Genomic DNA, 22,176 nt, shown 5'->3' on the forward strand with positions numbered 1-22,176 from the left:
GTCAGCTCCGATACTTCCGAGCGAATTGTGTGATGAGCCCGTGCTCAACCCTCACGGCTTGGCACTTTTGAAGTAGGTGAGGGTACTCCTCCTCAGAGAAGTAGACTCCCACGTAGTGGTTGATACGAAGCCCAATACCATTGCGGCCAATTTCTGGATGATGCTGGGTGCCGTAGATGTTCTCGCCGAACTTACCGATGTGCACCGGAGTAGCTGCCGATGAGCCGAGAACCTGCATGCCGGTAGGAACGGAAGCTAAAGCTTCCGCATGCGCCGCATATGAATAAAAGGACTCTGGGAGCTTGCCGGTGAGTTCGTCGGCCTTGCCTGCGTGCGAAAGCTCGATAGTGTGTGGGCCCATATCTTCTGGATAATCGCGAGTCAGAGAGCCACCTCGCGCCAAGCCCAACATCTGCAGGCCATAGCACAAGCCCAGCGTGGGGAAGTCGTGTGCTAGCACCTGTTCGCAGATCGCCAGAACGTTCTCTTCTGTGCGTTTCTGGGAGTCCGATTTGCTTTCGGTCAGATAGTTGTATGGCGATCCTGTGATGAATACTCCGGAGTATTTGGACAAGTTGGGAAGGGAACTAAGGGACTGGTTTAGATCCAAACGTTCCAACTGGTTAGGTTCCAATTGCCCATATCGGATGATCGCAGCGTTCTCATCTACCGCGATTTTCCCAGGAGGCCGTGCCACGAGCACCAAGAAGGGCAACATGTGGGCAGAATACCACCACGGTCAGGTCGAGGTCTGCTGTGGGTGAGCATCGTCTACACATGTTCGCCATCAGCCTACCTAGATCAGCTCGCGCAATCCGCGCTTCATCCTCACAAACTCAACACGTGAGACAATGGAGAAGTGAAGCTGTACCGTGACGAAGCAATTGTGCTGCGCACCCATGATCTGGGTGAAGCCGATCGCATCATCACGCTACTCACGCGCCATTACGGCCGGGTGAGAGCAGTGGCCAAAGGTGTGCGCCGTACTAGTTCACGCTTTGGAGCGCGCCTTGAACCCTTCTCAATGATTGATGTGCAGCTGTATGAGGGCAGGTCACTCGACGTCGTCACTGAAGTGACAACTATCAATCCTTTCGCAAATGCGATCGGGCGTGATTACGATTCCTACACTGCGGCAAGCGCGATGGTGGAAGTTGTGGAGCGGCTCACTACCGAAGAAGGTGAGCCGGATGAAGAACAGTACTTGCTTCTTCTGGGGGCCCTACATTCGCTTTCGATTCATGCGCATGAACCTGCTGCCATTGTGGATTCCTATCTGCTTCGGGCACTCGCTTTGTCTGGTTGGGCACTTGCCATCTGGAACTGTGCGCGCTGTGGCACACCGGGTCCTCTTCAAGCATTCCACGTTCAGTCCGGTGGAATGGTGTGCGAGGATTGTGTGCCGCGTGGAGCGGTCCACCCTTCACAGAACACGATCCACCTTCTGGGCAGCTTGCTTTCGGGAGAATGGGATCGGGTAGATGCAGCTCCGATGCTGGCACGCCGCGAGGCTTCTTCGCTCATCGTGGCCTACCTACAGTGGCACATTGAGCGGCAGATTCGCTCACTCCGGATGGTCGATTCCGCCTGACGGCATGGACGCCGTAACCCAAAGCCATCGCACTGAGAGGATCTCATGACTTACATTGCTCCGCCCGTCCATCCTTCCGGAGTCACAGCCCCAGCACTGCCTGCGAGTTCCGTGCCCAAGCATGTGGCCGTGGTGATGGACGGCAATGGGCGCTGGGCGAACCGCCGAGGATTGCCACGGATTGAAGGGCATCGTGCTGGCGAAGCCACCCTGATGGATGTGGTGGCAGGGGCGTTGGAACTCGGTGTCACGGAGCTTTCCGCCTATGCATTCTCCACTGAGAACTGGAAGCGTTCGCCAGCCGAAGTGCGCTTCATAATGGGCTTCTCCCGTCAGGTTCTGCGCAATCAACGCGATGATCTAAACGCTTGGGGAGTCAGAGTTCGCTGGGTGGGCCGGGTACCGCGTATGTGGAAATCAGTTCTCAAGGAACTGCACGCCGCCGAGCAGCTTACTCAGAACAACACGAAGCTGACGCTCAACATGTGCATCAATTACGGCGGGCGCGCCGAACTTGTGGACGCAACCACGGCGATAGCGCAGGATGCAGCTTCAGGCCGGTTGAAGCCCAGCTCTATCACCGAACGCACCCTCGCTCGCTACATGTATTCGCCACATATGCAGGACGTTGATCTGTTCATTCGCACCGGCGGTGAGCAGCGGACCAGCAACTTCCTCATGTGGCAGTCCGCATATGCAGAGCTCTTCTTCTCAGATCTGGCCTGGCCGGATTTCGATCGTCGTGAGCTGTGGAGGGCCTGCGAAGTTTACGCACACCGCGAGCGCCGATTCGGAGGAGCCGTCGACGCCGTCGCCGCAAACCAAGGCGAAGTTCCCTCGACAGGTGACCCATACAGCGAAGATGAATCTGCCCTCTGACGGCTCTGTGGACTCTTCGCCGGGGTCCACCCAAGCCCAGCTAGAATTGGCCTATGCTTCAGAGAATTGACCTTCGGGGTGTTCAAACCACGCGGTCTGAGCTGGCCAGTCGCCTTCCCAGAGCCGCGCTTAACGTGGAGAAAGCGATGGATATCATCGCTCCGCTTCTTGAAGACGTGCGCACGCGCGGGGCGGCCGCTTTGCGTGACATCGCCGAACAATTCGACAAGGTGCGTCCTGAACATCTGAGGGTTCCGGCTGCTGAGTTAAAGAAGGCAGCGGAAGGCCTTTCTCCTGAGCTGCGCGAGGCTCTCGAAATCTCTATCGCTCACAATCGTGCCGGTCACACTGCCCAGCTGCCAGAGGATCGAATCACGGAAGTGATGCCGGGCGGGTTTGTGCGCCAACGTTGGATTCCGGTGGAGCGCGTTGGGCTCTATGTGCCCGGCGGGCTCGCGGTCTATCCCTCATCCGTGATCATGAATGCCGTTGCAGCTCAGGTGGCTGGCGTGGCGCAAATCGCCCTGGCCTCCCCGCCCCAAGCTGCGTTCGGTGGGCTCCCGCACCCAACTATTCTTGCTGCATGCTATCTGCTGGGTATTGACGAGGTCTTCGCTGTTGGCGGCGCCCAAGCCATTGGGATGTTCGCTTACGGTGCTGCGGGAGAACCCGCCTTGGATCCGCAAGTTCTGTGCGAACCCGTGGACGTTGTTACCGGTCCGGGAAACATCTTCGTGGCCGCAGCGAAACGTTCGGTGCGTGGCGTCGTCGGCATTGATGCCGAAGCAGGCACAACTGAGATCGCTATCGTTGCAGACGATTCGGCCAATCCGGAGTATGTGGCAGCTGACTTACTCTCCCAAGCCGAACACGACCCGGCGGCAGCCTCAGTTCTCATCACGGACTCGGAGGATCTAGCTGACCGCGTTGATGCAGCACTTACGGTCCGTGCGGCTGCCACAAAGCACTCAGAGCGTGTCCACACGGCTTTGACCGGCCCGCAATCTGGCGTTGTGTTGGTGGATGATCTCGATGCCGCAATTGCAGTGGCCAACGCATACGCAGCAGAACACTTGGAGATTCAGACCGCCAACGCACATGAAGATGCTCAGCGCATTCGAAACGCGGGCGCGATCTTCGTTGGCCCCTACAACCCGGTGCCCCTTGGTGACTACATGGCCGGATCCAACCATGTTCTACCTACAGGTGGAACGGCAACGTTTGCGTCAGGGCTCAATGTCCATGCCTTCATCAAGTCTGTGCAAGAAATCGAGTACTCGCATGATGCATTGGTGCGGATGTATGGACCACTCCGTGCGCTCGCGGTGGATGAGGACCTGCCCGCGCACGCGGAGGCTGTGAAGGCGCGTTTGGACAGTTGACGGTTGCCTGGGCTGGGTTGCAGAGCGGTGGCCCGGCTCTTATGCGCCCACGTGACCCCGCTAGCCGGCGTCTTGGTGGGCGGTTGTCTACCCCTATGCGCCTAAGTACGCCACAAGTACGCCAATCCAGTAGGTGGCGCCCATGGCGAGCAGACCGCCCGCTACGTTTCGCAACGTAGCCGGCACGCGCGGAGCGTTGCCCAGCACGGCAGAGACCCAGCCAGTGATACTGAGAGCCACCACCACCGCAATGGCCGTGATGCCGACGGCTATATGCGTGGGGGAGACGAGTATGGCGATCAATGGGATGAGCGCACCCGCCACAAATGAGAACATCGAAGCAAATGCGGCATGCCATGGATTCGTCAAGTAGTCTGGATCGATGCCAAGTTCCCATTGGGCGTGCGCTGCAAGGGGATCACGCTCAGTTAGTTGGACGGCAACGGCGTGAGCGAGCTCATTGCTCACACCTTTCTGAGCGATGAGCTCCTCGAGTTCCTTCAGTTCACCTTCGGGGTCACTTTCGAGGAGTTGCCGTTCTTCTTCGACGACGGCGCGTTCGGTGTCACGTTGAGTGGAGACGGAGACGTATTCGCCAGCTGCCATGGAGAGGGCGCCAGCAATGACGCCTGCGACGCCTGATGCGAGAAGCGCATGGCCGGTGACTGCCGCGCCCGAAACTCCCACTACAATTCCTGCAGTTGAGACGATTCCGTCATTCGCTCCGAGCACCGCTGCACGCAACCAGTTGAGCCGGCTTGCGATCTGCTTGTTTTGCGGCAGATCAACAGTTGTGTTGGACATTGTGGCCCCCTTTCACAATTGACATTAGGAGCCTTTCTGGAATGATTCCAGTCAGGAAGACCTAACCTAAGGTGGGCCTAACCGGGCAAAACCCTCGTTTTTGCTCAGAAACATGTCTAGGCTGAGTTTTGAGAGGGGCCAGTGGCGACACCTCGACGGTGAGGAGTCTGGCCCCTTCGCAGGAGGCACGATGGCTGACGTCTTTCCAGTCGTTGCAGGTACTGATGGATCGCCAAAAGCGGAGGCTGCCGTTGATCAGGCGGGCGCCGAGGCGCTGAGGCGCGATCTTCCACTCCGACTTATCTACGGCTTTGCGCCTCTCTATGGCTATGCGGGGTTGGACCCTATGCCAGCTGATGAGATTCTCAGGGCTTGCCAAGCAATTGTTGATCATGAAGTTGAACGCGTCCGCTTGATGTTCCCCGAACTCGACGTGTCCGGCGAGGTAATTGTGGCTGATCCGGCCGTCGCCCTCGTTGAGGAATCGTCAAAGGCGGCAGTCGTGTACGTGGGTGCGCGAGGTCTGGGAGTGGTACGAAGGCTGCTTCTTGGCTCGGTATCCTCAAAGGTCGCCACTTACGCCAAATGTCCGGTGGTGGTAGTGCGAGGCCCAGCGGGCGATCCAAAGGGGCCGGTAGTGGTGGGAGTTTCTCCTGAGGATGGCTCGCCCGATGAACTCGAGTACGCATTCAATGCGGCGCGTAGCTTGGGCGTTGACGTCCGAGTTGTACAAGCCCACCAGCATGCTGCAGCAAATGTTGAATTCTTGCCGCCAGATGTCATGAGGGACTTTGTTGCCAGCCGTGCTTTGGCGGTCGAGGAACGCATTCGCGAGCGGGTGAAGATTGTTCAAGATGAGCATCCGGACGTACATTCAGCGCTCGATGTGATGCCGGGGCACGCGGTGGATGCGCTTCTTGAGGCGAGCAAGAATGCCTCGTTGGTTGTGGTTGGAGCGAGCCGCAAAGGTGCTCTAGCTTCACGTTTCCTAGGTTCGGTAACTCAAGGCGTGCTTGGGGGTGCACCAATAGTGGCGGTTATTCCGGCGGAAGGCTGAAAGCTCTCATGAGTTAGTGGCTGGCTACGACTCAGCTTTGGACCGGCCTCGCACAGCGAGGCCGGTCTTTCGTACCCTAGTCCTGTGATCAACTTGCCTTTTCGCCCACAGTTCGCAGATGAGTCGCCGTATGGTGCACCTCAGTTGGATGTTCCGGTGTGTTTGAATGTCAATGAGAATCCGTTTGCGCCAAGTGCCGAGCTGATTGCGGATCTTGCCAAGGCCGTTGGCGAGGCCGCTCATACGCTCAACCGGTATCCGGACCGAGATTTCTTCCCACTTCGTGAAGATCTCTCGGACTACCTCGCCGAGGAATCTGGGGTCCGCGTCGAACCGAGCCATATTTGGGCCGCCAACGGCTCCAACGAGATCATGCTGCATGTGCTTCAAGCATTTGCAGGGCCGGGCCGAACGGTTGTTTCTTTTGCTCCAACGTATTCCATGTATCCCGAATACGCCCGTGACACTGATTCGAAGTGGGTTGTGGGGCGGCGTGCCGAGGATTTCACACTCGATATGGACTCAGTGCGCGACATCGTGTTCTCAGCCCGTCCAGCAGTCATTCTCTTGGCAAGTCCCAATAATCCGACCGGCACTGCGCTCCCACGTGAGCAGCTCCTAGAGATCCTTCAGTTTGCTGCGACCAGCGGCCCTGAAGAAGGTATGGCCAGCATCGTCGTCGTCGACGAAGCTTATTCTGAGTTTCGGCGTGACGGCGTTCCCTCGGCGTTGGAACTCTTGGCGGAGTATCCCAACCTCGCTGTAACGCGCACGATGTCAAAGGCGTTTGGCGCGGCCGGTCTGCGGCTTGGCTACCTCGCGGCCTGCCAAGAAATAGTCGATCAACTGACCATCGTACGGTTGCCTTATCATTTATCTGCTGTTACCCAGGCGGCCGCGAGGGCCGCCCTTGCTCACCGCGGTCAGCTACGAAAGCAGATTGCTGAACTGCGTGCATCGCGCGATTCGCTTGCTGACGACCTTCGTAGACTAGGCTTGGACGTAGCGGATTCGGACGCGAACTTTGTCCTATTTGGGCGCTTTCCTGATCGTCACTCCGTTTGGCAGGGCCTGCTAGATCGCGGCATCCTTATTCGCGAGGTCGGCCCCGAAGGTTGGCTGCGAGTCAGCGTCGGAACGCCAGCTGAAAACGCCGCATTTCTCACGGCACTGAAGGAGACCATGTAATGGACCGCACTGCAAGCATTGAGCGTGCTACATCGGAAAGCAGCATTAAGCTCTCCATCAACCTTGATGGGACAGGTACCTCGAACATTGACACCGGCGTTCCCTTTTATGACCACATGCTGACTGCGCTGTCGCGCCATTCGCTTATCGATCTCAGGGTTGAGGCGAGCGGTGATATCGATGTGGATGTGCACCACACCGTGGAAGATACTGCGATTTGCTTTGGAGAAGCCTTGCGCGAGGCACTCGGAGATAAGGCCAGGATTCGTCGGTTCGGCGAGGCCACAGTTCCGCTTGATGAAGCGCTGGCGCGTGCGGTCGTGGACATATCTGGACGCCCCTACCTCGTCCATGAAGGCGAACCAGAAGGGCAGCAGTACCACCTCATCGGTGGTCACTTCACCGGATCCATGACTCGCCATGTGTTTGAAGCCATTGCTTATCACTCGGGAATATGCCTCCATATCGATCTCATACGGGGGCGTGATCCCCACCATATCGTTGAGGCGCAGTTCAAGGCTCTAGCGCGTGCGCTGCGCCTCGCGGTTGAGCCAGATCCACGAGTGACGGGAATTCCGTCCACGAAGGGAAGTCTCTGAGGCAACCATGAGTCCAAAGATAAAGCGTTATGCCATTCTGACTCCATTTGAGCAGGCCGACGTGGTGGCTGGCATCGCTGCCCTCCAGAAACTGGATGTGGATGTGGTACCCACCAAGTCGGGTGCACTTGTGGTTCGTGAGCTAGCTATCCCGCAGTATGACGAATGGGACATTCGGAACATCCTCGGACCGGATGAGAGCGATCTGGAGGAGCTGGCCGATTCTGGTGACCCTGCGGATAACGCGCCAGCCGTTGCGGCCCTATTCTCGCGGCTTTCTGATTTCGGTGTGGTCCTTATAGATGTGGATCTGGGTGAAGACGTAGGGATTGAATCGGGGGTCTCTGGATTGGTCCGGGCGCGCCGTTATCTCAAGGGTGCGCCCGCAGATGAGATCTCCGCAGGCCTTCTTCTCAACGCACTTGATCCCGTAATTGAGCGGGTGGTGCTTGGCCAGATCGCGCCCAGTGAACTTAAGGCTGTGCACGCAAAAGACGTTACACCGGGCCAAGTGGCCCAGTCGCTACGGAGTCACGAGGAAGAGTCTGCCTCTGATTCCGGTGAGGTTGCGGACAAGCCGAACAAGCGGGGCTTGTTCGGGAAGTTTCGACGCCACGACTCGGGCGAGGAAACGCCGGGAAAGGAATAGCCACAGTGGCAAAGAATATTGTTGTGTTGGCTGCAGAAACCGGCAACGTACGCAGTGTTGTGCGCGCTCTCGAACACGTTGGCGCGAACGTGGAACTCACGGCTGAACCAACCAAGGTAATGGCAGCCGATGGCCTAGTGGTTCCTGGCGTCGGCGCTTTTGCCGCCGTCATGGACAAGCTGAGAGCCGTAAATGCGGACCAACTCATTGAACGCCGCCTAGCTGGCGGTCAGGCCGTTCTGGGCATATGTGTAGGTCTGCAGGTCATGTTTGAGCGTGGAACTGAACGCGGGATTCACGAAGGCCTGGGCCAGTGGCCCGGCTCCGTGGACCTGCTTCCAGCTCCGATCGTTCCGCACATGGGCTGGTCCACGGTGGACGCACCAGCTGAATCGCGGTTGTTCACAGGGGTTGAATCCGAACGTTTCTACTTCGTGCATTCGTATGCCGTACAGACCGATCCCGCGGCCGCCATTGGCGGCGATAATCCACCGGTTGTGACATGGTCGGAACATGGGGCACGTTTCGTGGCAGCTGTGGAGAATGGGCCGCTTTGTGCCACACAATTCCATCCTGAGAAGTCTGGTGACGCGGGCGCGCAGCTCCTGCGCAACTGGCTTGCCACACTCTGAGCACAGGCACCGTCTTAACCTGCTCACTCAGTCTCGCGTTCTTATGGACCCGAGGAACACATTTCCCAGCTAATCGCTGAGCGTGCGGCCACGTCAATTTGATACTGCACATCAACTACTATTCGTTTCAGGAGAGCTTATGAGCGAACTTCCATCCCTTCAGCTCCTGCCTGCCGTGGACGTCGTTAACGGTCAGGCGGTGCGGTTGCTTCAAGGAGAGGCTGGCACTGAGCAGAACTACGGAGACCCGGCCGACGCCGTTGCGAGCTTCGTTGAGCAAGGCGCTACATGGATCCACTTGGTCGATCTCGACGCGGCTTTTGGACGTGGATCCAACCACGAACTGCTCGCCAGAATCGTGCGCGATGTCTCTGTGAAGGTTGAGCTCTCGGGTGGTATCCGCGATGACGATAGCCTAAGGCGAGCCTTGGATGCTGGCGCAGCTCGCGTCAATCTCGGTACCGCTGCTCTTGAGGATCCGGAGTGGACTGCACGTGCGATCGCGCAGTTTGGAGATCGGGTGGCCGTGGGTCTTGATGTGCGTGGTGAGACTCTTGCCGCACGCGGTTGGACCAAAGCAGGGGGCAACCTGTGGGACGTACTAGCTCGCTTGGAGGAAGCCGGTTGCTCGCGCTATGTGGTTACAGACGTTACGAAGGATGGCACCCTGGAGGGACCAAATGCGGAACTCTTGACCAAGGTGGCTTTGGCTGCGAAGGTTCCTGTGGTTGCTTCCGGCGGGGTGTCCTCGCTGGAGGATCTGGCAGCTTTGCGCACACTCGTTCCGGTCGGCGTTGATTCTGCGATCGTTGGCAAGGCACTGTATGCCGGGAACTTCACCCTTGCTGAGGCCATTGCAGTAGCTGGACCGCAAAAGTAAGGGAGCGATTTCGTGGATCTGGGCAAGTTGCTCCGTCCTAATCCTTTTTCCGACGACGACGGAAGCATACAGCCCGCGATGGCTGCGGCGTTGGCCATTCCTCGGCCTGGCGAGCGGCTGGAGGCGATGGTTGCGGCCCTGACTCTGGGGCGGGTCTTTGTACCTGTCGTGGCGCATGCGCACCCAGGTGTGGACGGTGATGGCGCAGTGCAGGCACATGACGGTTCGCAACCAGATGAGGCAGCTCTAGTCGAGGCTTCCAAGAGTCTGGTCAGTGCGCCGGGAGGGCTACAGGCGGTTCCTGTATTCTCCAGCCTCGCCTCTATGTCGGAGTTCGCCCCCGCCGCGCGCCCTATGCCTGTCTTGGGGCGTAATGCGGCCGCTCAAGCACTGTTGGAGATCGGCATCTTGGCTCTGGATCCGGTGGCGCCGGAAAAGGGGTGGTTCTTCGGACGAAGTGCGGTGGCGGCGATGGCGGCGGCGGAACCGTGGATCGCGCCGTGGAATGATCCTGAGTTGATTCGCCACCTGCGTGATTCAGTTTCGGGCCCACACATTGGCGGGATTGCCTTGGAACCGCTCGCCAATGGAACCGTGCGGATACAACTGCATGTGAAGAAGACTGCGGGAAGAACGGATGTCGAGGCTGCGATCGCTAGGTTGGGTGCCGTTGTGAAACTCGAACCGTACGTTCGCGCTCGTCTCGATATGATTGAGATCCTCCCCGTCAGGCTGGCATGAGATACCCGTCAGGCTGGCATGAGATACCCGTCGGGCTAGCATGAGATACCAGTCAGGCCGGCATAAGTCCCCTGCCCACCTAGAGTGGCAGTTCCGTCAATCCGGCCTGAAAGAAAAGTCACAGCCAGTTCAACCCACATGTGGGCTAGCAGGTTGGCACATAGGTGCGTCAACCTGCTAGAGTAATTGCCGACCACCCGGCAACAATGCTGGGATGCAAGCGGAGAAATCCCACCTGGGTGCCCACGGGGTGCCGGGTCTCACCGGTCCTTTTGGACTCGTGTGCCCTCTGGTGTGTAAGCACAGAGGATTGATGGTGCATGGCGCCGTCGATTCTGCGTGCCTGCCTACCGATGGAAACATCGGGAGTACTCCGTGCGCTTTGCATGTCGAGGAAATTGAGGAGCAGCTATTAACAACGAACCACGAGTCAATGAGCGCATCCACGTCGAACAGGTTCGCCTTGTCGGCCCAGGAGGCGAGCAAGTGGGCGTCGTCCGCGTGGAGGATGCCCTCCGCCTTGCACAAGAATCCGGTCTGGACTTGGTCGAGGTAGCACCTGATGCCAACCCGCCCGTTGCCAAGCTCATGGATTACGGGAAGTTCAAGTATGAGTCTGCTCAGAAGGCGCGCGAAGCACGCCGGAACCAGTCCAACACCGTCATCAAGTCCATTCGCATTGGCCTGAAGATTGACGAAAACGACTACAACACGAAGAAGGGCCAGGCTGAGCGCTTCCTTACTGGTGGCGACAAGGTCAAGTTTGATCTTCGTTTCAAGGGCCGCGAACAGTCGCGTCCTGAGATGGGTGTCAAGCTTCTGCGCGGTATCGCAGAGGAGCTTTCTGAGATTTCGACCATTGAGGCCGCACCTCGCGCTGAGGGTCGAAACATGTCGATGGTTCTGGCTCCGCTTCGCAAGAAGTCCGAAGCCAAGTCTGACCAGCGTCGTCGTCGGGAAGCCGAACGGGATCAGCGCCGCGTCCGCGATGTTGAACGCGTACAGCGCACCGTCTCTGATGGTGAGGATATTGAATCTTCAGAACCCGCTGAAGTTGCCGCAACGCCAGCGTCAGCACCGGCTAGGCCCACGCCTGCCACACCGCGTCCCGCACCCCGCCCGGGTGCTCCTCGCGCAAACTAAGACCTGAGGGGACTTCGGTTCCCGTTGAAGTCGGGGACAGTCGTTCCCATATGCAGTACCGAGATACGCCGCGCTCTACGCGGCCCGAATGAGGGGCTAGATATGCCTAAGAATAAGACGCACTCCGGTGCGAAGAAGCGCTTCCGCGTGACCGGCAGCGGAAAGATCATGCGTGAGCAGGCCAACAAGCGCCACCTGCTCGAAGGCAAGTCAAGTCGTCGCACTCGCCGCCTGTCCGCCGATCAGGTTCTGGACAAGGCAAACGCGAAGCAGACACGCGCCCTGCTCGGTCGCTGAACGTAGAAGAAGGAGAATCTCATGGCACGCGTCAAGCGCTCAGTCAACGCCAAGAAGAAGCGTCGCACTACTCTGGATCGCGCATCCGGTTACCGTGGCCAGCGTTCCCGCCTTTACCGCAAGGCGAAGGAGCAGGTCACTCACTCAATGGTCTACAACTACCGCGACCGCAAGGTCCGCAAGAGCGAGTTCCGCAAACTGTGGATCTCTCGCATCAATGCGGGCGTTCGTGCCGAAGGTATGACCTACAACCGCTTCATCCAGGGCCTAACCTTGGCTGGCATCGAAGTCAACCGCAAGCAGCTGGCCGAAATGGCTGTCAACGATCCGGCCGGCTTCAAGGCTGTTGTTGAGATCGCTAAGAAGGCTCTTCCGGAAGACGTTAACGCACCGGTTGCCTGACGTGGAGGTTGGTCCTGTAGGACTATCTGATACGAATCATTGTTGGACCCCAGAACCGCATGGTTGTGGGGTCCAACTCGTTCACAAGACCTTTTCAATGAGAGTATGGAGCTTATGAGTTCTCTTCGGGTAAAGCCCGCCACACGCAACCAGGTCCTACGCGCCCAAAAGCTTCATCGGCGTGAGCAGAGGCAACGCTATGGCCAGATGCTGGTGGAGGGCCCTCAGGGAGTGCGTGAGATTCTCACATACGCTCCAGATCTGGTGCGGGATCTCTATGCTACCGATGCTGCCTTCGAGCGTTACCCGGAGATACGATCGCTGGCCATCAAGACCGGCGCCTGGACTCATTTTCTCGAGGAGCCGGACTTCCGTGACCTTTCGCTGGATGCACAAGGACTAGTGATAGTTGCAGACGTTCCCGAAGCGATCTCGGCTAGTGATGCTCTCAAGGGTCAAGACCTAGTGGTGGCAACAGTTGCTACGGCGGATCCCGGGAATCTCGGTACGATCATCAGAACTAGTGATGCAGGGGGAGCGGGTGCGGTTCTGGTCGGCAAGGACTCAGTGGATGTATATTCCCCAAAGGTCGTGCGCTCAACAGCCGGATCTCTCTTTCACATTCCGGTTGTTACCGGTCTCTCTTTTGAGGCGATCGTTGCAGAAGGGCGCGCTGCGGGATTCCAAGTTTTGGCTGCCGATAGCTCTGGTGAGTGGGATTTACGTGCACTTATGGCCTCGGCTGCGGCCCACAAGCTCATGGGTGAGAAGGTGGATGGACCGGACTTGACCAGACCAGTCCTCTGGGTTATGGGCAACGAGGCACACGGTTTTGATGGTCAGGCCCTAAGTCTCGTTGACGCAACGGTAGCCTTGCCAATGTTTGGAAAAGCTGAGTCTCTCAACCTGTCAATAGCGGCTGCACTGTGCACATATGTAACTACTATGTCGAGATAGGAAACAGCGTTTCCTGATTAGTGGGTCAATAGTCCCAAAAATGGGCCAAGAATTCGAACGACTTTCGTTGCCTTATTGCTTTTTTGATCAATCTGCAAGATAGAGAGCCTCCACGGTACCAAAGTCCGGCCTAATCTGAAGTCATGGTCGAAGTACGCATTCATGGTCGAGGCGGACAAGGTGTTGTCACCGCCGCTGACATGGTCGCGATGGCTGCATTTGCAGAAGGTCGTCACGCCCAAGCTTTTCCATCATTCGGCTCCGAGCGCACTGGCGCGCCCGTAGTCGCCTACTCCCGAATCAGGGACACGGAGATTCGAACGAGGGAGCCAGTGTTGTCTCCCGATATTGTGATCGTTCAGGATCCCACCCTGCTTCCTATACTGGACGTATTCGCCGGTATTGCTCCGGATGGATATGCACTTATCAACTCCTCAAAAGAACCGGCTGAGCTGGGGTTGGCGGATCTTGTCGCTCGCCACCCTGCAGGTCACGTGATGACCATTCCGGCAACCGAAATTGCCCGCGAACACACGGGGCGCACGGTGCCAAATGCTGTGTTGCTTGGAGGTATTGCCGCATTAGCAGCACCATTCCGGCTTGAATCGGTGTCAGCTGCTGTGCGCAATCGCTTCCCAGGAAGGGTCGGCGACAAGAACGTCGAGGCCGCCCAAGCAGCATACGACTTGGTCATGTCAAAGAAGAAGGAAGCAATTCATGCTTGAGCAGATCGAAGGATCCAAGGCGATTGCCCACGCGGTCGGTGCCTGCCAGCCAGAAGTGGTTTCTGCCTACCCAATTTCACCTCAAACTCACATTGTTGAAGAGGTTTCTCGCATGGTTAAGGCCGGCGAGTTGGCAAACTGCGAATACGTGAATGTCGAATCGGAGTTTTCGGCAATGTCTGCGTGCATAGGCGCTTCGGCAGCTGGAGCGCGCACGTACACTGCCACGGCTTCCCAAGGCTTGCTGTACATGGTGGAAGCGGTCTACAACGCCTCTGGGCTGGGCCTTCCGATCGTCATGACTGTGGCCAACCGAGCCATCGGTGGCCCTATCAACATCTGGAATGATCACTCTGACGCTATGTCACAGCGCGATTCCGGTTGGCTGCAGCTCTATGCAATGAACAATCAGGAGGCCGCTGATCTTCATGTGCAGGCTTTCCGGATTGCTGAGGAGCTTTCGCTTCCTGTCATGGTGTGTATGGATGGATTCATCCTCACTCACGCAGTGGAACAAGTGGACGTTCCAGAAAAGGAACAGGTCAAGCAGTTCCTTCCGGACTTTGAACCGCGCGTGCTCTTGGATCCCGAGTCTCCCATTTCAATGGGTGCAATGGTCGGCCCGGAGGCTTTCACCGAGGTCAAGTACTTGGCGCATCACAAGCAAATGCAGGCTCTGGAACTCATTCCTGAAGTCCAGAAGGAGTTTGAGAAGGTGTTTGGCCGGGACTCTGGTGGGTTGCTTCATAAGTATCGCACCGACGACGCCGAAACGATCGTCGTATGTTTGGGATCAATTACCGGAACAATGCGCGACGTCGTCGACTCCCGCCGTGCCGCGGGCGAGAAGATCGGTGTGCTTTCCCTAGTATCCTTCCGACCCTTCCCGCGAATGGCAGTGCGCGACGCCCTCGCACATGCGAAGACTGTGGTGGTGCTTGAAAAGGCGTTCTCAGTGGGTATTGGTGGCATTGTTGCTTCCAATGTGCGCACGGCTCTTGCGGATGTACACATTGACCAGTACGAACTGATCGCCGGACTCGGCGGGCGCGATATCACTCAAGCTTCCCTCAACGATTACCTAGACAAGGTGGCCGCGGGGGAGATGAAGCACTTTAAGTTCCTTGATCTGAACCGCGAGCTCGTGGATCGCGAGCTTGAGCGCGAACGTTCTACAAGGCGCTCTGGGTCTATTCCGGAGAACATGATCAAGGACATCAGCAAGATGATGACGCAGGAGGTGGCACGATGACTCAGGTTTCTATTCCGCAGACGGGATGGGAGATACCTCAGACGGATATCCCATCGCGCGACGAGGTTAAGTACTACCAAGTTGGTTCTTTTGCTGTGGGCAACAGGCTGGTGCCAGATGCATTGCGCTCGGTCCAATCAGAGACGGATCGATTTAACTCCCTGACGTCGGGCCACCGCGCCTGCCAGGGATGCGGCGAGGCACTCGGCGCCCGGTACGCGGTGGACGCCGCAATGAACGCAGCTGGCAATGACGTCATTGCCGTGAACGCCACTGGGTGCTTGGAAGTATTCTCCACTCCCTACCCAGAGACCTCGTGGAACCTGCCATGGATCCATTCGCTATTTGGCAATGCGGCGGCTGTAGCAACTGGGGTTCAGGCGGCACTTCGCGCCAAGGGCAAGCAGACTCGGGTCATTGCGCAGGGTGGCGATGGCGGCACAGTTGATATCGGCATGGGTCCGCTCTCTGGAATGTTCGAGCGTAACGACGACGTCCTCTACATCTGCTATGACAACGAGGCCTACATGAACACTGGTGTACAGCGTTCTGGTGCCACCCCGCCCGCTGCGCGCACTGCAACTACCCAGCCGGTTGGCCCCGAACCAGGCAACCAGTGGGGTCAAGGCAAGAACATGGCCAGAATTGCGATGGCACACGAGATTCCATACGTCGCGACCGCTACTGTGGCGGATATCCGCGACCTTGAGTACAAGGTCAACAAGGCGATGTCCTTCCACGGCGCGCGATACATCCATGTTCTCGTTCCGTGCCCGTTAGGGTGGGGATCCGCTTCCAACCTCACAGTGAAGCTGGCACGGCTGGCCACTCAGTCTGGCTTGTTCCCTGTCTTTGAGGCGGAAGATGGCGAAGTCACATCAGTGCAAAAGATCCGCCGCAAGGTTCCAGTCGAGGAGTACTTGCGGCCGCAACGCAGGTTCGCCCACCTGTTTAAGAAGAATGCGGATCCCGAAGTACTCGTCAGGCTTCAGGCGCTGGCCGACAAGAACGTGAAGCGCTATGACCTCATTGACGATGAGTTGGCAGATGGCTCCCGTGAGCCAGAAAACGTGGAGGCGTGACCATGACTGCAATTGACGAATCCAGATCAGCGGAGCAGAAGAACCTGCCGTTCGCGATCATGCTGCCAGTTGGCTCCTCGGCCGAGAACCACACGGGTTCTTGGCGCACAGAGCGTCCGGTGTATGTTGACCTCCTTCCGCCATGCAACAAGGCATGCCCAGCGGGGGAGAACATTCAGCAGTGGCTCTACCATGCTGAAGAAGGTAACTACGAACAAGCTTGGCGCGAGATCATGGTTAACAATCCGCTCCCAGCTGTCATGGGGCGCGTGTGCTACCACGACTGCCAGACGGCATGTAATCGTGCACAGGTGGACGAAGCGGTTGGTATTAACGCTATCGAGCGCTTCCTTGGCGACAAGGCGCTTGAAGAAGGCTGGAGCGTAGCGCCTTTGGGTGCGGCATCCGGAAAGTCGGTCTTGGTGATTGGGGCCGGCCCGTCGGGACTGTCCGCCGCTTACCACCTTGCGCGCTTGGGCCATTCGGTTACTGTTCGCGACGACGGCGAAAAGCCCGGTGGGATGATGCGTTACGGTATTCCTTCCTATCGTCTTCCTCGGGGCATCCTTGACCAGGAGATTGCGCGCATCGAAGCGATGGGCGTGACATTTGAGATGAACTCGAAGGTCAAGGACCTCAACAAGGCTCTCAGCGAGTTTGACGCCGTCTTTCTGGCTGTGGGCGCACAAATAGGGCGCCACACTGATATTCCGGCGGGATCGGCTTCCCACGTTCTGGATGCTGTGGAGCTGCTGCGCGAAGTGGAAGAAGATCGTGAAGCCAACAGTGCTGAGAAGCCACTCTTGGGCCGCAGAGTCGTAGTCTACGGCGGTGGAAACACGGCAATCGATGCTGCGCGTACGGCTAAGCGCTTGGGCGCAACTGACTCCGTGATTCTCTATCGACGGACGCGTGACCGTATGCCGGCCCACGATTCGGAGGTACAAGAGGCTGAGGAAGAGGGCATTAAGATGCGGTGGCTCTCTACGATTAAGCATATTGATGAGGGCCAACTCATGATCGAGAAGATGGAGTTGGATGAATCCGGATTCCCGCAGCCTACCGGCGAATTTGAGGAACTTGACGCCGATTCGGTTGTCATGGCCCTTGGTCAGGAGTCAGATCTGGGTCTGCTCTCTGGAGTTTCCGACGTTGAAATGAACAACGGCGTGGTCAAGGTTGATTCCCAAATGCGCACAGGTCACAAGGGCCTCTTTGCTGGCGGCGATATGATCCCGTCCCAGAAGAACGTGACCGTAGCGATTGGACATGGCAAGAAGGCTGCTCGGTACATCGATTCATTCCTGCGTGGCGAAAGCTACGAGCCTGCCCCGAAGCACGCAGACGCGAGCATCGACCGGATGGAGACGTGGTACTACTCCGATGCTCCTCATCAGGTACGTGACCGCATTGAAGGTGCTCGCCGCGCCTCCACTTTTGATGAGGTAGTTCAGGGACTGGATGAGTCCTCTGCGCTCTTTGAGGCCCGCAGGTGCATGAGCTGTGGTAACTGCTTTGGTTGTGACAACTGTTTTGGCGTGTGCCCAGACAATGCCATCACCAAGCTGGAACCCGGCAGTTATGAGTTCAAGTATGACTACTGCAAGGGCTGCGGCGTGTGTGCTGAAGAGTGCCCGTGCGGTGCGATTTCGATGATTCCTGAAGAGATCTAACAGTTCAACAAGAATAGCTGTGGCGCCCGTGCGAAAAGCTCGGGCGCCACAGTTGTATACGGTGCTCCGTCGTCGTCGCCAGAATCACGCAGCTGCGGAAGAGGCGCGGCGACATCACGGGCTGTGGTTCACACAGAAACTGAAGCGTACTTACGTGAGCGGTGCTCGAAGACGATGGCGAGTACCAGAGCGCAGGTAATGCACACGGCGATGACGGCCAGTCCGGCCGCGAGGCCGAGGTACCAGTCCGCTGATGTCGTTCCGCCACGGTAGGTGGAGTAGAGCACCCCTGTTATCAGTGCGTTGCCGATCGCGGTGGCAATTCGTTGGGTGGTCTGTTGCAAACCGCCCGCAGTACCGCCGTTGGCGGCAGGAACGTCCATCATCGCAGTGGTCTGGTTCGCAGCGCCCATGCTGCCGGCACCAAGTCCTAGTGGTAGGAGTCCAAGAATGAGCCACCAGTGGGACCACCCACGGTCCGCCAGCCCCCAGGAAATGAACCCCGTCATGACAACAGATGTCAGTATGAGTGAAAGGCCCAACACCTGGATCTGCTTGCCGTACTCAATAGAGTGCTTTCCGGACCACATTGCTGCCGTGCCGGAAAGGACAGCGTAAGGAAGGCCGATCAGGCCTACATCAAGGGCCGTACCATGGAGACCTTGTTGAATGAAGAGTGCTAGGACCACGAATATGGTCGAGCTCCCAAGAAACTGGAGTCCTCCGATTGCTGTGCAATATGTGAAGGAACGAAGCCGGAACATACTCATGTCCACCATCGGGAGGTTGCCGAGCTGTGCATAGCGCTTTTCCCACCACACCCAGGTGACGAGTAACACCACAGCGCATGGCAAAAGGGCAAACCGCCACGTAATGGTGTGGAGCATGAATGGCAGCATGATGCACAACACTGCGGCGACAAGGAGAACCATTCCTAGGGGATCGAGGTCCAGTTGTGACCGACGAGGTGCAGTTGGGCTGCTCGTTTCGCGGACTTCAGAACTCAAGGAATCAGAGCCTGAAGCAGTAGACCTTGAGGCGTCAGACTCTAAGTGGTCCTGGGCTTCAGCTCCCTTATGTGCGTTTGCGAAGGGCAAAAACTGCGTGGCAGCGATGATTCCCACCACGCCGATTGGTACGTTGATGAAGAAGCTATAGCGCCAGCCTGTTTGGCTCCCGAAGATCTGAACCAGAGTGCCAGATATAAGTGGGCCCAGCGCAACCGACACGGCAACCACGAGGCCCATGTATCCAAAAGCTCGCGCGCGGGCCTTTCCCTGAAAGTACTGCTGGATAAGGCCGGTCACCTGCGGCGAATAGAAGCCTGCACCAATCCCTTGAAGTACTCGGAGCAAGTTGAGGTGCAGGGCGTTGTCAGCGAGTCCACATCCAAGGGAAGCCAGTGTGAAGAGTGTGAGCCCTGTGACCCACATTCCGGGGCGTCCAAACATATCTCCAAGCCGCCCGGTGGGTACAAGCGTGATACCAACTGCCAGCGCATATCCCGAAAGGACAAACTGAATATCGGTCTCTGAAGAATGCATAGATCCTTGGATGGAGGCAAGAAGGTTGTTCACTGAGCTGACCTGAAGAAGTGAGAGCATAAGTGAGATGAGCAAGACCGCGAGCATCCAATTGCGGTCATACCGGCGGTTTGACCCCGCTACGGTGAAGTACCGGGTGTTCATGCGCCAACCTCCGCCGACACGAGGACTTCGGCGGTCTCAGCGCGGCGATGCTTGGCCAACGCCACGATTGTGGCTACGAGCGAGCAGCCGGCAACTACTGCGATAACGGTCATTCCGAGCCCAAAGGCATGAAACCATTGGGTGTTTCCGGCCGAAGAACCGGTGCGGGCGCCAGAGCTGACTGCAAAGAACACCGCCGTCACGAGCGCATTGCCAATTGCGGTGGCTATACGTTGTGTTGTTTGGTAAACGCCGCCAGCAGTACCACCGTGGGAAGCCGGAACATCCAGCATCGCCGTGGTCTGATTTGCAGCGCCCATGCATCCCAATCCACATCCCAGCAGAATGAGAGGAAGCGAGAGCCACCACACGGCACCGCCCTCAGAGATGTACCAAGCAACGGCGATTGCGATGAGAGCTGCAACCGTTGCAAGGCTCATTGCGAGCACCTGAAGCTGCCAACCCTTCTCTAGCGCGTGCTTTCCGGACCAAACCGCAGCAAATGCGGATGCGACCGCGCTGGGTAGGCCCACAAGACCCACTACCAGAGCGCTCGCTCCCATTCCGTTTTGGAGGAACATAGCGAGAATGACGAATACTGAGGTAGTCCCCAAGAATTGGAGGGCCGTAATACCAACGGAGGAACTGAAGGTGTTCAGCCTAAACAGATCGAGATCAACCATAGGGATGTGACCGCGGCGCTTGTAAGAGACTTCCCAGCACACCCAGGTCACACCGATCACCACACCGCCAATCAGCATAAACCAGCGCCACGAAGCTGAAGCCATGAAGGGCAACATGATTCCCAGAACAGCGAGGCAGAGCAGAATCATGCCCACTGGATCGAGATCGAGCTTGGATCCGTACTTGCGAGGTGCGGGCCGCCCGGCAGCAGACTCCTGAGCGACATACTCCCGTTCGTTGGCATCGGCATCTGGTCCAATCGTGCGCCGCTCTTTGCCGAACGGAAGAAGGGTGAAGGCGAAGAAGAGTCCAATGAGCCCGATAGGAGCGTTGATGAGAAAGCTCCAACGCCATCCGGAATCATCGCCGAGCCACGCTACGAACAGGCCAGAAAGAATCGGGCCGGTGGCAACAGACACGGAGATGACTAAGCCCATGAAGCCAAAGGCTCGGGCGCGCGCTCGGCCGTCGAAGTACTGCTGGATGAGCCCCGTGACCTGCGGAGAAAACACTCCAGCACCAATACCCTGAATGATCCGCATTGCGTTGAGAGGGGCGGCGTCGTTCATGAGGCCACAAGCAAAAGAACCGAGCACAAATATCACTAGGCCAATGACAAACATGCCGGACCGGCCAAACACGTCGCCAAGGCGTCCAGAGGGTACTAGAACGATGCCAACGGCCAGCGCATATCCCGAAAGTACCCACTGAACATCTGAACTTGAAGCATCCAATCCGGCCTGCATGGCTGGAAGAAGATTGTCTACCGAACTTACCTGCAAAAGCGACATAGCCAGAGGTATAAGCAATACTGCTAGCAGTTTGTTGCGATCGTAGCGTCGGTCGGAGCCGGGCACAGAGAAATAGCGTGATTCGTTCATGGAGTCCTTTCGTCCTATTAGGTTATCCGCGAAATCACGCAATTGTGAGTACCCAAGACGGAGAGAATTGACACGTCCACAAGGCATTGAACTCGCGCATTTCACCTATGCGACATAGCCGCAGTGATCAGCCGTTCGTGTCATGATTGACACCATGGAACCAATCACCTCCACAATTTCTGTGCAATTGGAGCATCGAACCATTCGGAAGTTCACGGCCGAATCCCTCAGCTCTGAACAGTTCAATCAACTCATGGAAGTGGCTCGATCTACGGCCACATCTCGCGGCTTGCAGCACGCCTCGATTATCCGCGTTACCGATCAAGATCTTCGCAATGAGATGGCGGCGATCGCTACTCAGGCTTACATGGCAGACTCGCCCGAGCTTCTCCTGTTCATTGTGGATACGCATCGTTCTCAACGCATCTTGGACGAAAACGGAAGCGATGGGCCCGGCGCTCGCTCGATGGATTCCTTCACGGAAGGATTCACGGATGCCTGCCTCATGGCGCAAAATGTTGCGGTGGCGGCGGAGTCGATGGGACTTGGCACAAACTTCTTTGGGAACGTTCTCAATGACGTTCCGCGAATAGTTGAGTTACTAAAACTCCCTAAGTTGACATTCCCAGTGCTCGGGTTGACGATGGGATTCCCTGATCAGGAGCCTCAGCTGAAGCCTCGAATGGATATGAGCCTTCGCGTGATGGAGAACGGATACACCGAACCGGAATCGTGGAGCAACGCGTTGTCTGAGTACGACGACGTCATGCAGACCTACTACGATTTGCGCGACGCTAACCGAAGGGTCGATTCCTTCACCAAGCAGACGGTCGGACGCCTCGCGGCGGTCAATCCGATGCGGGCGCGGATGGTTGAATTCATCGCGTCCCAAGGATTCGACGTCGACCCGGTTTAGACGTCGACCCGGTTTAGACGTCGACCCGGTTTAGACGTCGACCCGGTCTGGACGTAGACCCGGTTTAGACGTAG

23 protein-coding genes are annotated in these 22,176 nt (G+C 57.5%); 19 read left to right on the top strand and 4 right to left on the bottom strand.

What is annotated here, in order from left to right; all coding sequences use genetic code 11:
- Position 1: 1 nt before the first annotated feature.
- Positions 2–718, bottom strand: coding sequence for a glutamine amidotransferase-related protein (locus H2O17_RS05515; protein WP_182050798.1), 717 nt, complete (start codon positions 716–718; stop codon positions 2–4).
- Positions 719–859: 141 nt separating this feature from the next.
- On the opposite strand from H2O17_RS05515, the gene recO reads away from it, so the two are divergent.
- The 3 genes from recO to hisD are packed head-to-tail and all read left to right on the top strand — an operon-like array spanning position 860 to position 3,852.
- Entirely contained in the window at positions 860–1,591 is a 732-nt protein-coding gene (gene recO / locus H2O17_RS05520) for a DNA repair protein RecO (RefSeq protein WP_182050799.1), read from the top strand.
- Between the two features lie 45 nt (positions 1,592–1,636).
- Complete coding sequence (locus H2O17_RS05525; protein WP_182050800.1) at positions 1,637–2,470, top strand: isoprenyl transferase; 834 nt, start codon at positions 1,637–1,639, stop codon at positions 2,468–2,470.
- Between the two features lie 53 nt (positions 2,471–2,523).
- The gene (hisD, locus tag H2O17_RS05530; protein ID WP_182050801.1) at positions 2,524–3,852 is read left to right on the top strand and encodes a histidinol dehydrogenase; all 1,329 of its coding nucleotides are present in this window, start codon (positions 2,524–2,526) and stop codon (positions 3,850–3,852) included.
- 93 nt (positions 3,853–3,945) lie between these two features.
- Here the strand turns inward: hisD and H2O17_RS05535 are convergent, their stop codons facing one another.
- Positions 3,946–4,656, bottom strand: coding sequence for a VIT1/CCC1 transporter family protein (locus H2O17_RS05535; protein ID WP_182050802.1), 711 nt, complete (start codon positions 4,654–4,656; stop codon positions 3,946–3,948).
- 190 nt (positions 4,657–4,846) lie between these two features.
- Between H2O17_RS05535 and H2O17_RS05540 the strand changes: the two genes are divergently transcribed.
- From H2O17_RS05540 to H2O17_RS05610, 15 genes are all read left to right on the top strand, one after another.
- Positions 4,847–5,713 (top strand): universal stress protein, encoded by an 867-nt coding sequence (locus H2O17_RS05540; protein WP_182050803.1) that lies wholly within the window; start codon positions 4,847–4,849, stop codon positions 5,711–5,713.
- A gap of 84 nt (positions 5,714–5,797) precedes the next feature.
- Positions 5,798–6,901 carry a histidinol-phosphate transaminase gene (locus H2O17_RS05545; RefSeq protein WP_182050804.1) on the top strand — a complete coding sequence of 368 codons (1,104 nt, stop codon included), beginning with the start codon at positions 5,798–5,800 and terminating at the stop codon, positions 6,899–6,901.
- Positions 6,901–7,500 (top strand): imidazoleglycerol-phosphate dehydratase HisB, encoded by a 600-nt coding sequence (hisB, locus tag H2O17_RS05550; protein ID WP_182050805.1) that lies wholly within the window; start codon positions 6,901–6,903, stop codon positions 7,498–7,500. The genes H2O17_RS05545 and hisB overlap by 1 nt, the downstream gene beginning before the upstream one ends.
- A gap of 7 nt (positions 7,501–7,507) precedes the next feature.
- Positions 7,508–8,149, top strand: a complete 642-nt coding sequence (locus H2O17_RS05555; protein WP_182050806.1) for a hypothetical protein — start codon at positions 7,508–7,510, stop codon at positions 8,147–8,149.
- Between the two features lie 5 nt (positions 8,150–8,154).
- Positions 8,155–8,781: an imidazole glycerol phosphate synthase subunit HisH gene (hisH, locus tag H2O17_RS05560; protein WP_182050807.1), complete on the top strand. Its 627-nt coding sequence runs from the start codon at positions 8,155–8,157 to the stop codon at positions 8,779–8,781.
- A gap of 139 nt (positions 8,782–8,920) precedes the next feature.
- A complete protein-coding gene (gene priA, locus H2O17_RS05565; protein WP_182050808.1) occupies positions 8,921–9,661 on the top strand; it encodes a bifunctional 1-(5-phosphoribosyl)-5-((5-phosphoribosylamino)methylideneamino)imidazole-4-carboxamide isomerase/phosphoribosylanthranilate isomerase PriA in 741 nt (246 codons plus the stop codon).
- 12 nt (positions 9,662–9,673) lie between these two features.
- On the top strand, positions 9,674–10,402 hold the full coding sequence (locus H2O17_RS05570; RefSeq protein ID WP_182050809.1) for an SseB family protein: 729 nt from the start codon (positions 9,674–9,676) through the stop codon (positions 10,400–10,402).
- A 441-nt stretch (positions 10,403–10,843) separates the two neighbouring features.
- Positions 10,844–11,545 carry a translation initiation factor IF-3 gene (gene infC / locus H2O17_RS05575; RefSeq protein WP_246311356.1) on the top strand — a complete coding sequence of 234 codons (702 nt, stop codon included), beginning with the start codon at positions 10,844–10,846 and terminating at the stop codon, positions 11,543–11,545.
- Positions 11,546–11,647: 102 nt separating this feature from the next.
- Positions 11,648–11,842, top strand: a complete 195-nt coding sequence (gene rpmI, locus H2O17_RS05580; RefSeq protein ID WP_182050810.1) for a 50S ribosomal protein L35 — start codon at positions 11,648–11,650, stop codon at positions 11,840–11,842.
- 21 nt (positions 11,843–11,863) lie between these two features.
- Positions 11,864–12,244 (top strand): 50S ribosomal protein L20, encoded by a 381-nt coding sequence (gene rplT, locus H2O17_RS05585; RefSeq protein WP_182050811.1) that lies wholly within the window; start codon positions 11,864–11,866, stop codon positions 12,242–12,244.
- Positions 12,245–12,358: 114 nt separating this feature from the next.
- Entirely contained in the window at positions 12,359–13,201 is an 843-nt protein-coding gene (locus H2O17_RS05590) for a TrmH family RNA methyltransferase (RefSeq protein WP_182050812.1), read from the top strand.
- Between the two features lie 143 nt (positions 13,202–13,344).
- Positions 13,345–13,926, top strand: a complete 582-nt coding sequence (locus H2O17_RS05595) for a 2-oxoacid:acceptor oxidoreductase family protein (RefSeq protein ID WP_182050813.1) — start codon at positions 13,345–13,347, stop codon at positions 13,924–13,926.
- Positions 13,919–15,178: a pyruvate ferredoxin oxidoreductase gene (porA, locus tag H2O17_RS05600; RefSeq protein ID WP_182050814.1), complete on the top strand. Its 1,260-nt coding sequence runs from the start codon at positions 13,919–13,921 to the stop codon at positions 15,176–15,178. The genes H2O17_RS05595 and porA overlap by 8 nt, the downstream gene beginning before the upstream one ends.
- Positions 15,175–16,260 carry a thiamine pyrophosphate-dependent enzyme gene (locus H2O17_RS05605; RefSeq protein WP_182050815.1) on the top strand — a complete coding sequence of 362 codons (1,086 nt, stop codon included), beginning with the start codon at positions 15,175–15,177 and terminating at the stop codon, positions 16,258–16,260. The genes porA and H2O17_RS05605 overlap by 4 nt, the downstream gene beginning before the upstream one ends.
- A gap of 2 nt (positions 16,261–16,262) precedes the next feature.
- Positions 16,263–17,933, top strand: a complete 1,671-nt coding sequence (locus H2O17_RS05610; protein WP_182050816.1) for an NAD(P)-binding protein — start codon at positions 16,263–16,265, stop codon at positions 17,931–17,933.
- 128 nt (positions 17,934–18,061) lie between these two features.
- Here H2O17_RS05610 and H2O17_RS05615 read toward each other — a convergent pair whose 3' ends face one another.
- On the bottom strand, positions 18,062–19,621 hold the full coding sequence (locus H2O17_RS05615) for an MFS transporter (protein WP_182050817.1): 1,560 nt from the start codon (positions 19,619–19,621) through the stop codon (positions 18,062–18,064).
- On the bottom strand, positions 19,618–21,186 hold the full coding sequence (locus H2O17_RS05620) for an MFS transporter (RefSeq protein ID WP_182050818.1): 1,569 nt from the start codon (positions 21,184–21,186) through the stop codon (positions 19,618–19,620). Before H2O17_RS05620 ends, H2O17_RS05615 begins: the two co-directional genes overlap by 4 nt.
- A 154-nt stretch (positions 21,187–21,340) precedes the next feature.
- Between H2O17_RS05620 and H2O17_RS05625 the strand changes: the two genes are divergently transcribed.
- Positions 21,341–22,102, top strand: a complete 762-nt coding sequence (locus H2O17_RS05625; RefSeq protein ID WP_223149129.1) for a nitroreductase family protein — start codon at positions 21,341–21,343, stop codon at positions 22,100–22,102.
- Positions 22,103–22,176: the final 74 nt, after the last annotated feature.

The organism is Changpingibacter yushuensis, assembly GCF_014041995.1.
Classification (GTDB): Bacteria; Actinomycetota; Actinomycetes; order Actinomycetales; family Actinomycetaceae; genus Changpingibacter; species Changpingibacter yushuensis.

Bases quoted from the DNA above. Each gene is read 5' to 3' on its own strand.
- H2O17_RS05555 (WP_182050806.1), top strand. From the start codon at position 7,508: ATGAGTCCAAAGATAAAGCGTTATGCCATTCTGACTCCATTTGAGCAG.
- H2O17_RS05535 (WP_182050802.1), bottom strand. From the start codon at position 4,656: ATGTCCAACACAACTGTTGATCTGCCGCAAAACAAGCAGATCGCAAGC.
- priA (WP_182050808.1), top strand. From the start codon at position 8,921: ATGAGCGAACTTCCATCCCTTCAGCTCCTGCCTGCCGTGGACGTCGTT.
- H2O17_RS05525 (WP_182050800.1), top strand. From the start codon at position 1,637: ATGACTTACATTGCTCCGCCCGTCCATCCTTCCGGAGTCACAGCCCCA.
- H2O17_RS05540 (WP_182050803.1), top strand. From the start codon at position 4,847: ATGGCTGACGTCTTTCCAGTCGTTGCAGGTACTGATGGATCGCCAAAA.
- H2O17_RS05590 (WP_182050812.1), top strand. From the start codon at position 12,359: ATGAGTTCTCTTCGGGTAAAGCCCGCCACACGCAACCAGGTCCTACGC.
- rplT (WP_182050811.1), top strand. From the start codon at position 11,864: ATGGCACGCGTCAAGCGCTCAGTCAACGCCAAGAAGAAGCGTCGCACT.
- hisB (WP_182050805.1), top strand. From the start codon at position 6,901: ATGGACCGCACTGCAAGCATTGAGCGTGCTACATCGGAAAGCAGCATT.
- H2O17_RS05595 (WP_182050813.1), top strand. From the start codon at position 13,345: ATGGTCGAAGTACGCATTCATGGTCGAGGCGGACAAGGTGTTGTCACC.
- H2O17_RS05625 (WP_223149129.1), top strand. From the start codon at position 21,341: ATGGAACCAATCACCTCCACAATTTCTGTGCAATTGGAGCATCGAACC.
- H2O17_RS05615 (WP_182050817.1), bottom strand. From the start codon at position 19,621: ATGAACACCCGGTACTTCACCGTAGCGGGGTCAAACCGCCGGTATGAC.
- rpmI (WP_182050810.1), top strand. From the start codon at position 11,648: ATGCCTAAGAATAAGACGCACTCCGGTGCGAAGAAGCGCTTCCGCGTG.
- H2O17_RS05515 (WP_182050798.1), bottom strand. From the start codon at position 718: ATGTTGCCCTTCTTGGTGCTCGTGGCACGGCCTCCTGGGAAAATCGCG.
- hisD (WP_182050801.1), top strand. From the start codon at position 2,524: ATGCTTCAGAGAATTGACCTTCGGGGTGTTCAAACCACGCGGTCTGAG.
- H2O17_RS05610 (WP_182050816.1), top strand. From the start codon at position 16,263: ATGACTGCAATTGACGAATCCAGATCAGCGGAGCAGAAGAACCTGCCG.
- porA (WP_182050814.1), top strand. From the start codon at position 13,919: ATGCTTGAGCAGATCGAAGGATCCAAGGCGATTGCCCACGCGGTCGGT.
- H2O17_RS05605 (WP_182050815.1), top strand. From the start codon at position 15,175: ATGACTCAGGTTTCTATTCCGCAGACGGGATGGGAGATACCTCAGACG.
- H2O17_RS05620 (WP_182050818.1), bottom strand. From the start codon at position 21,186: ATGAACGAATCACGCTATTTCTCTGTGCCCGGCTCCGACCGACGCTAC.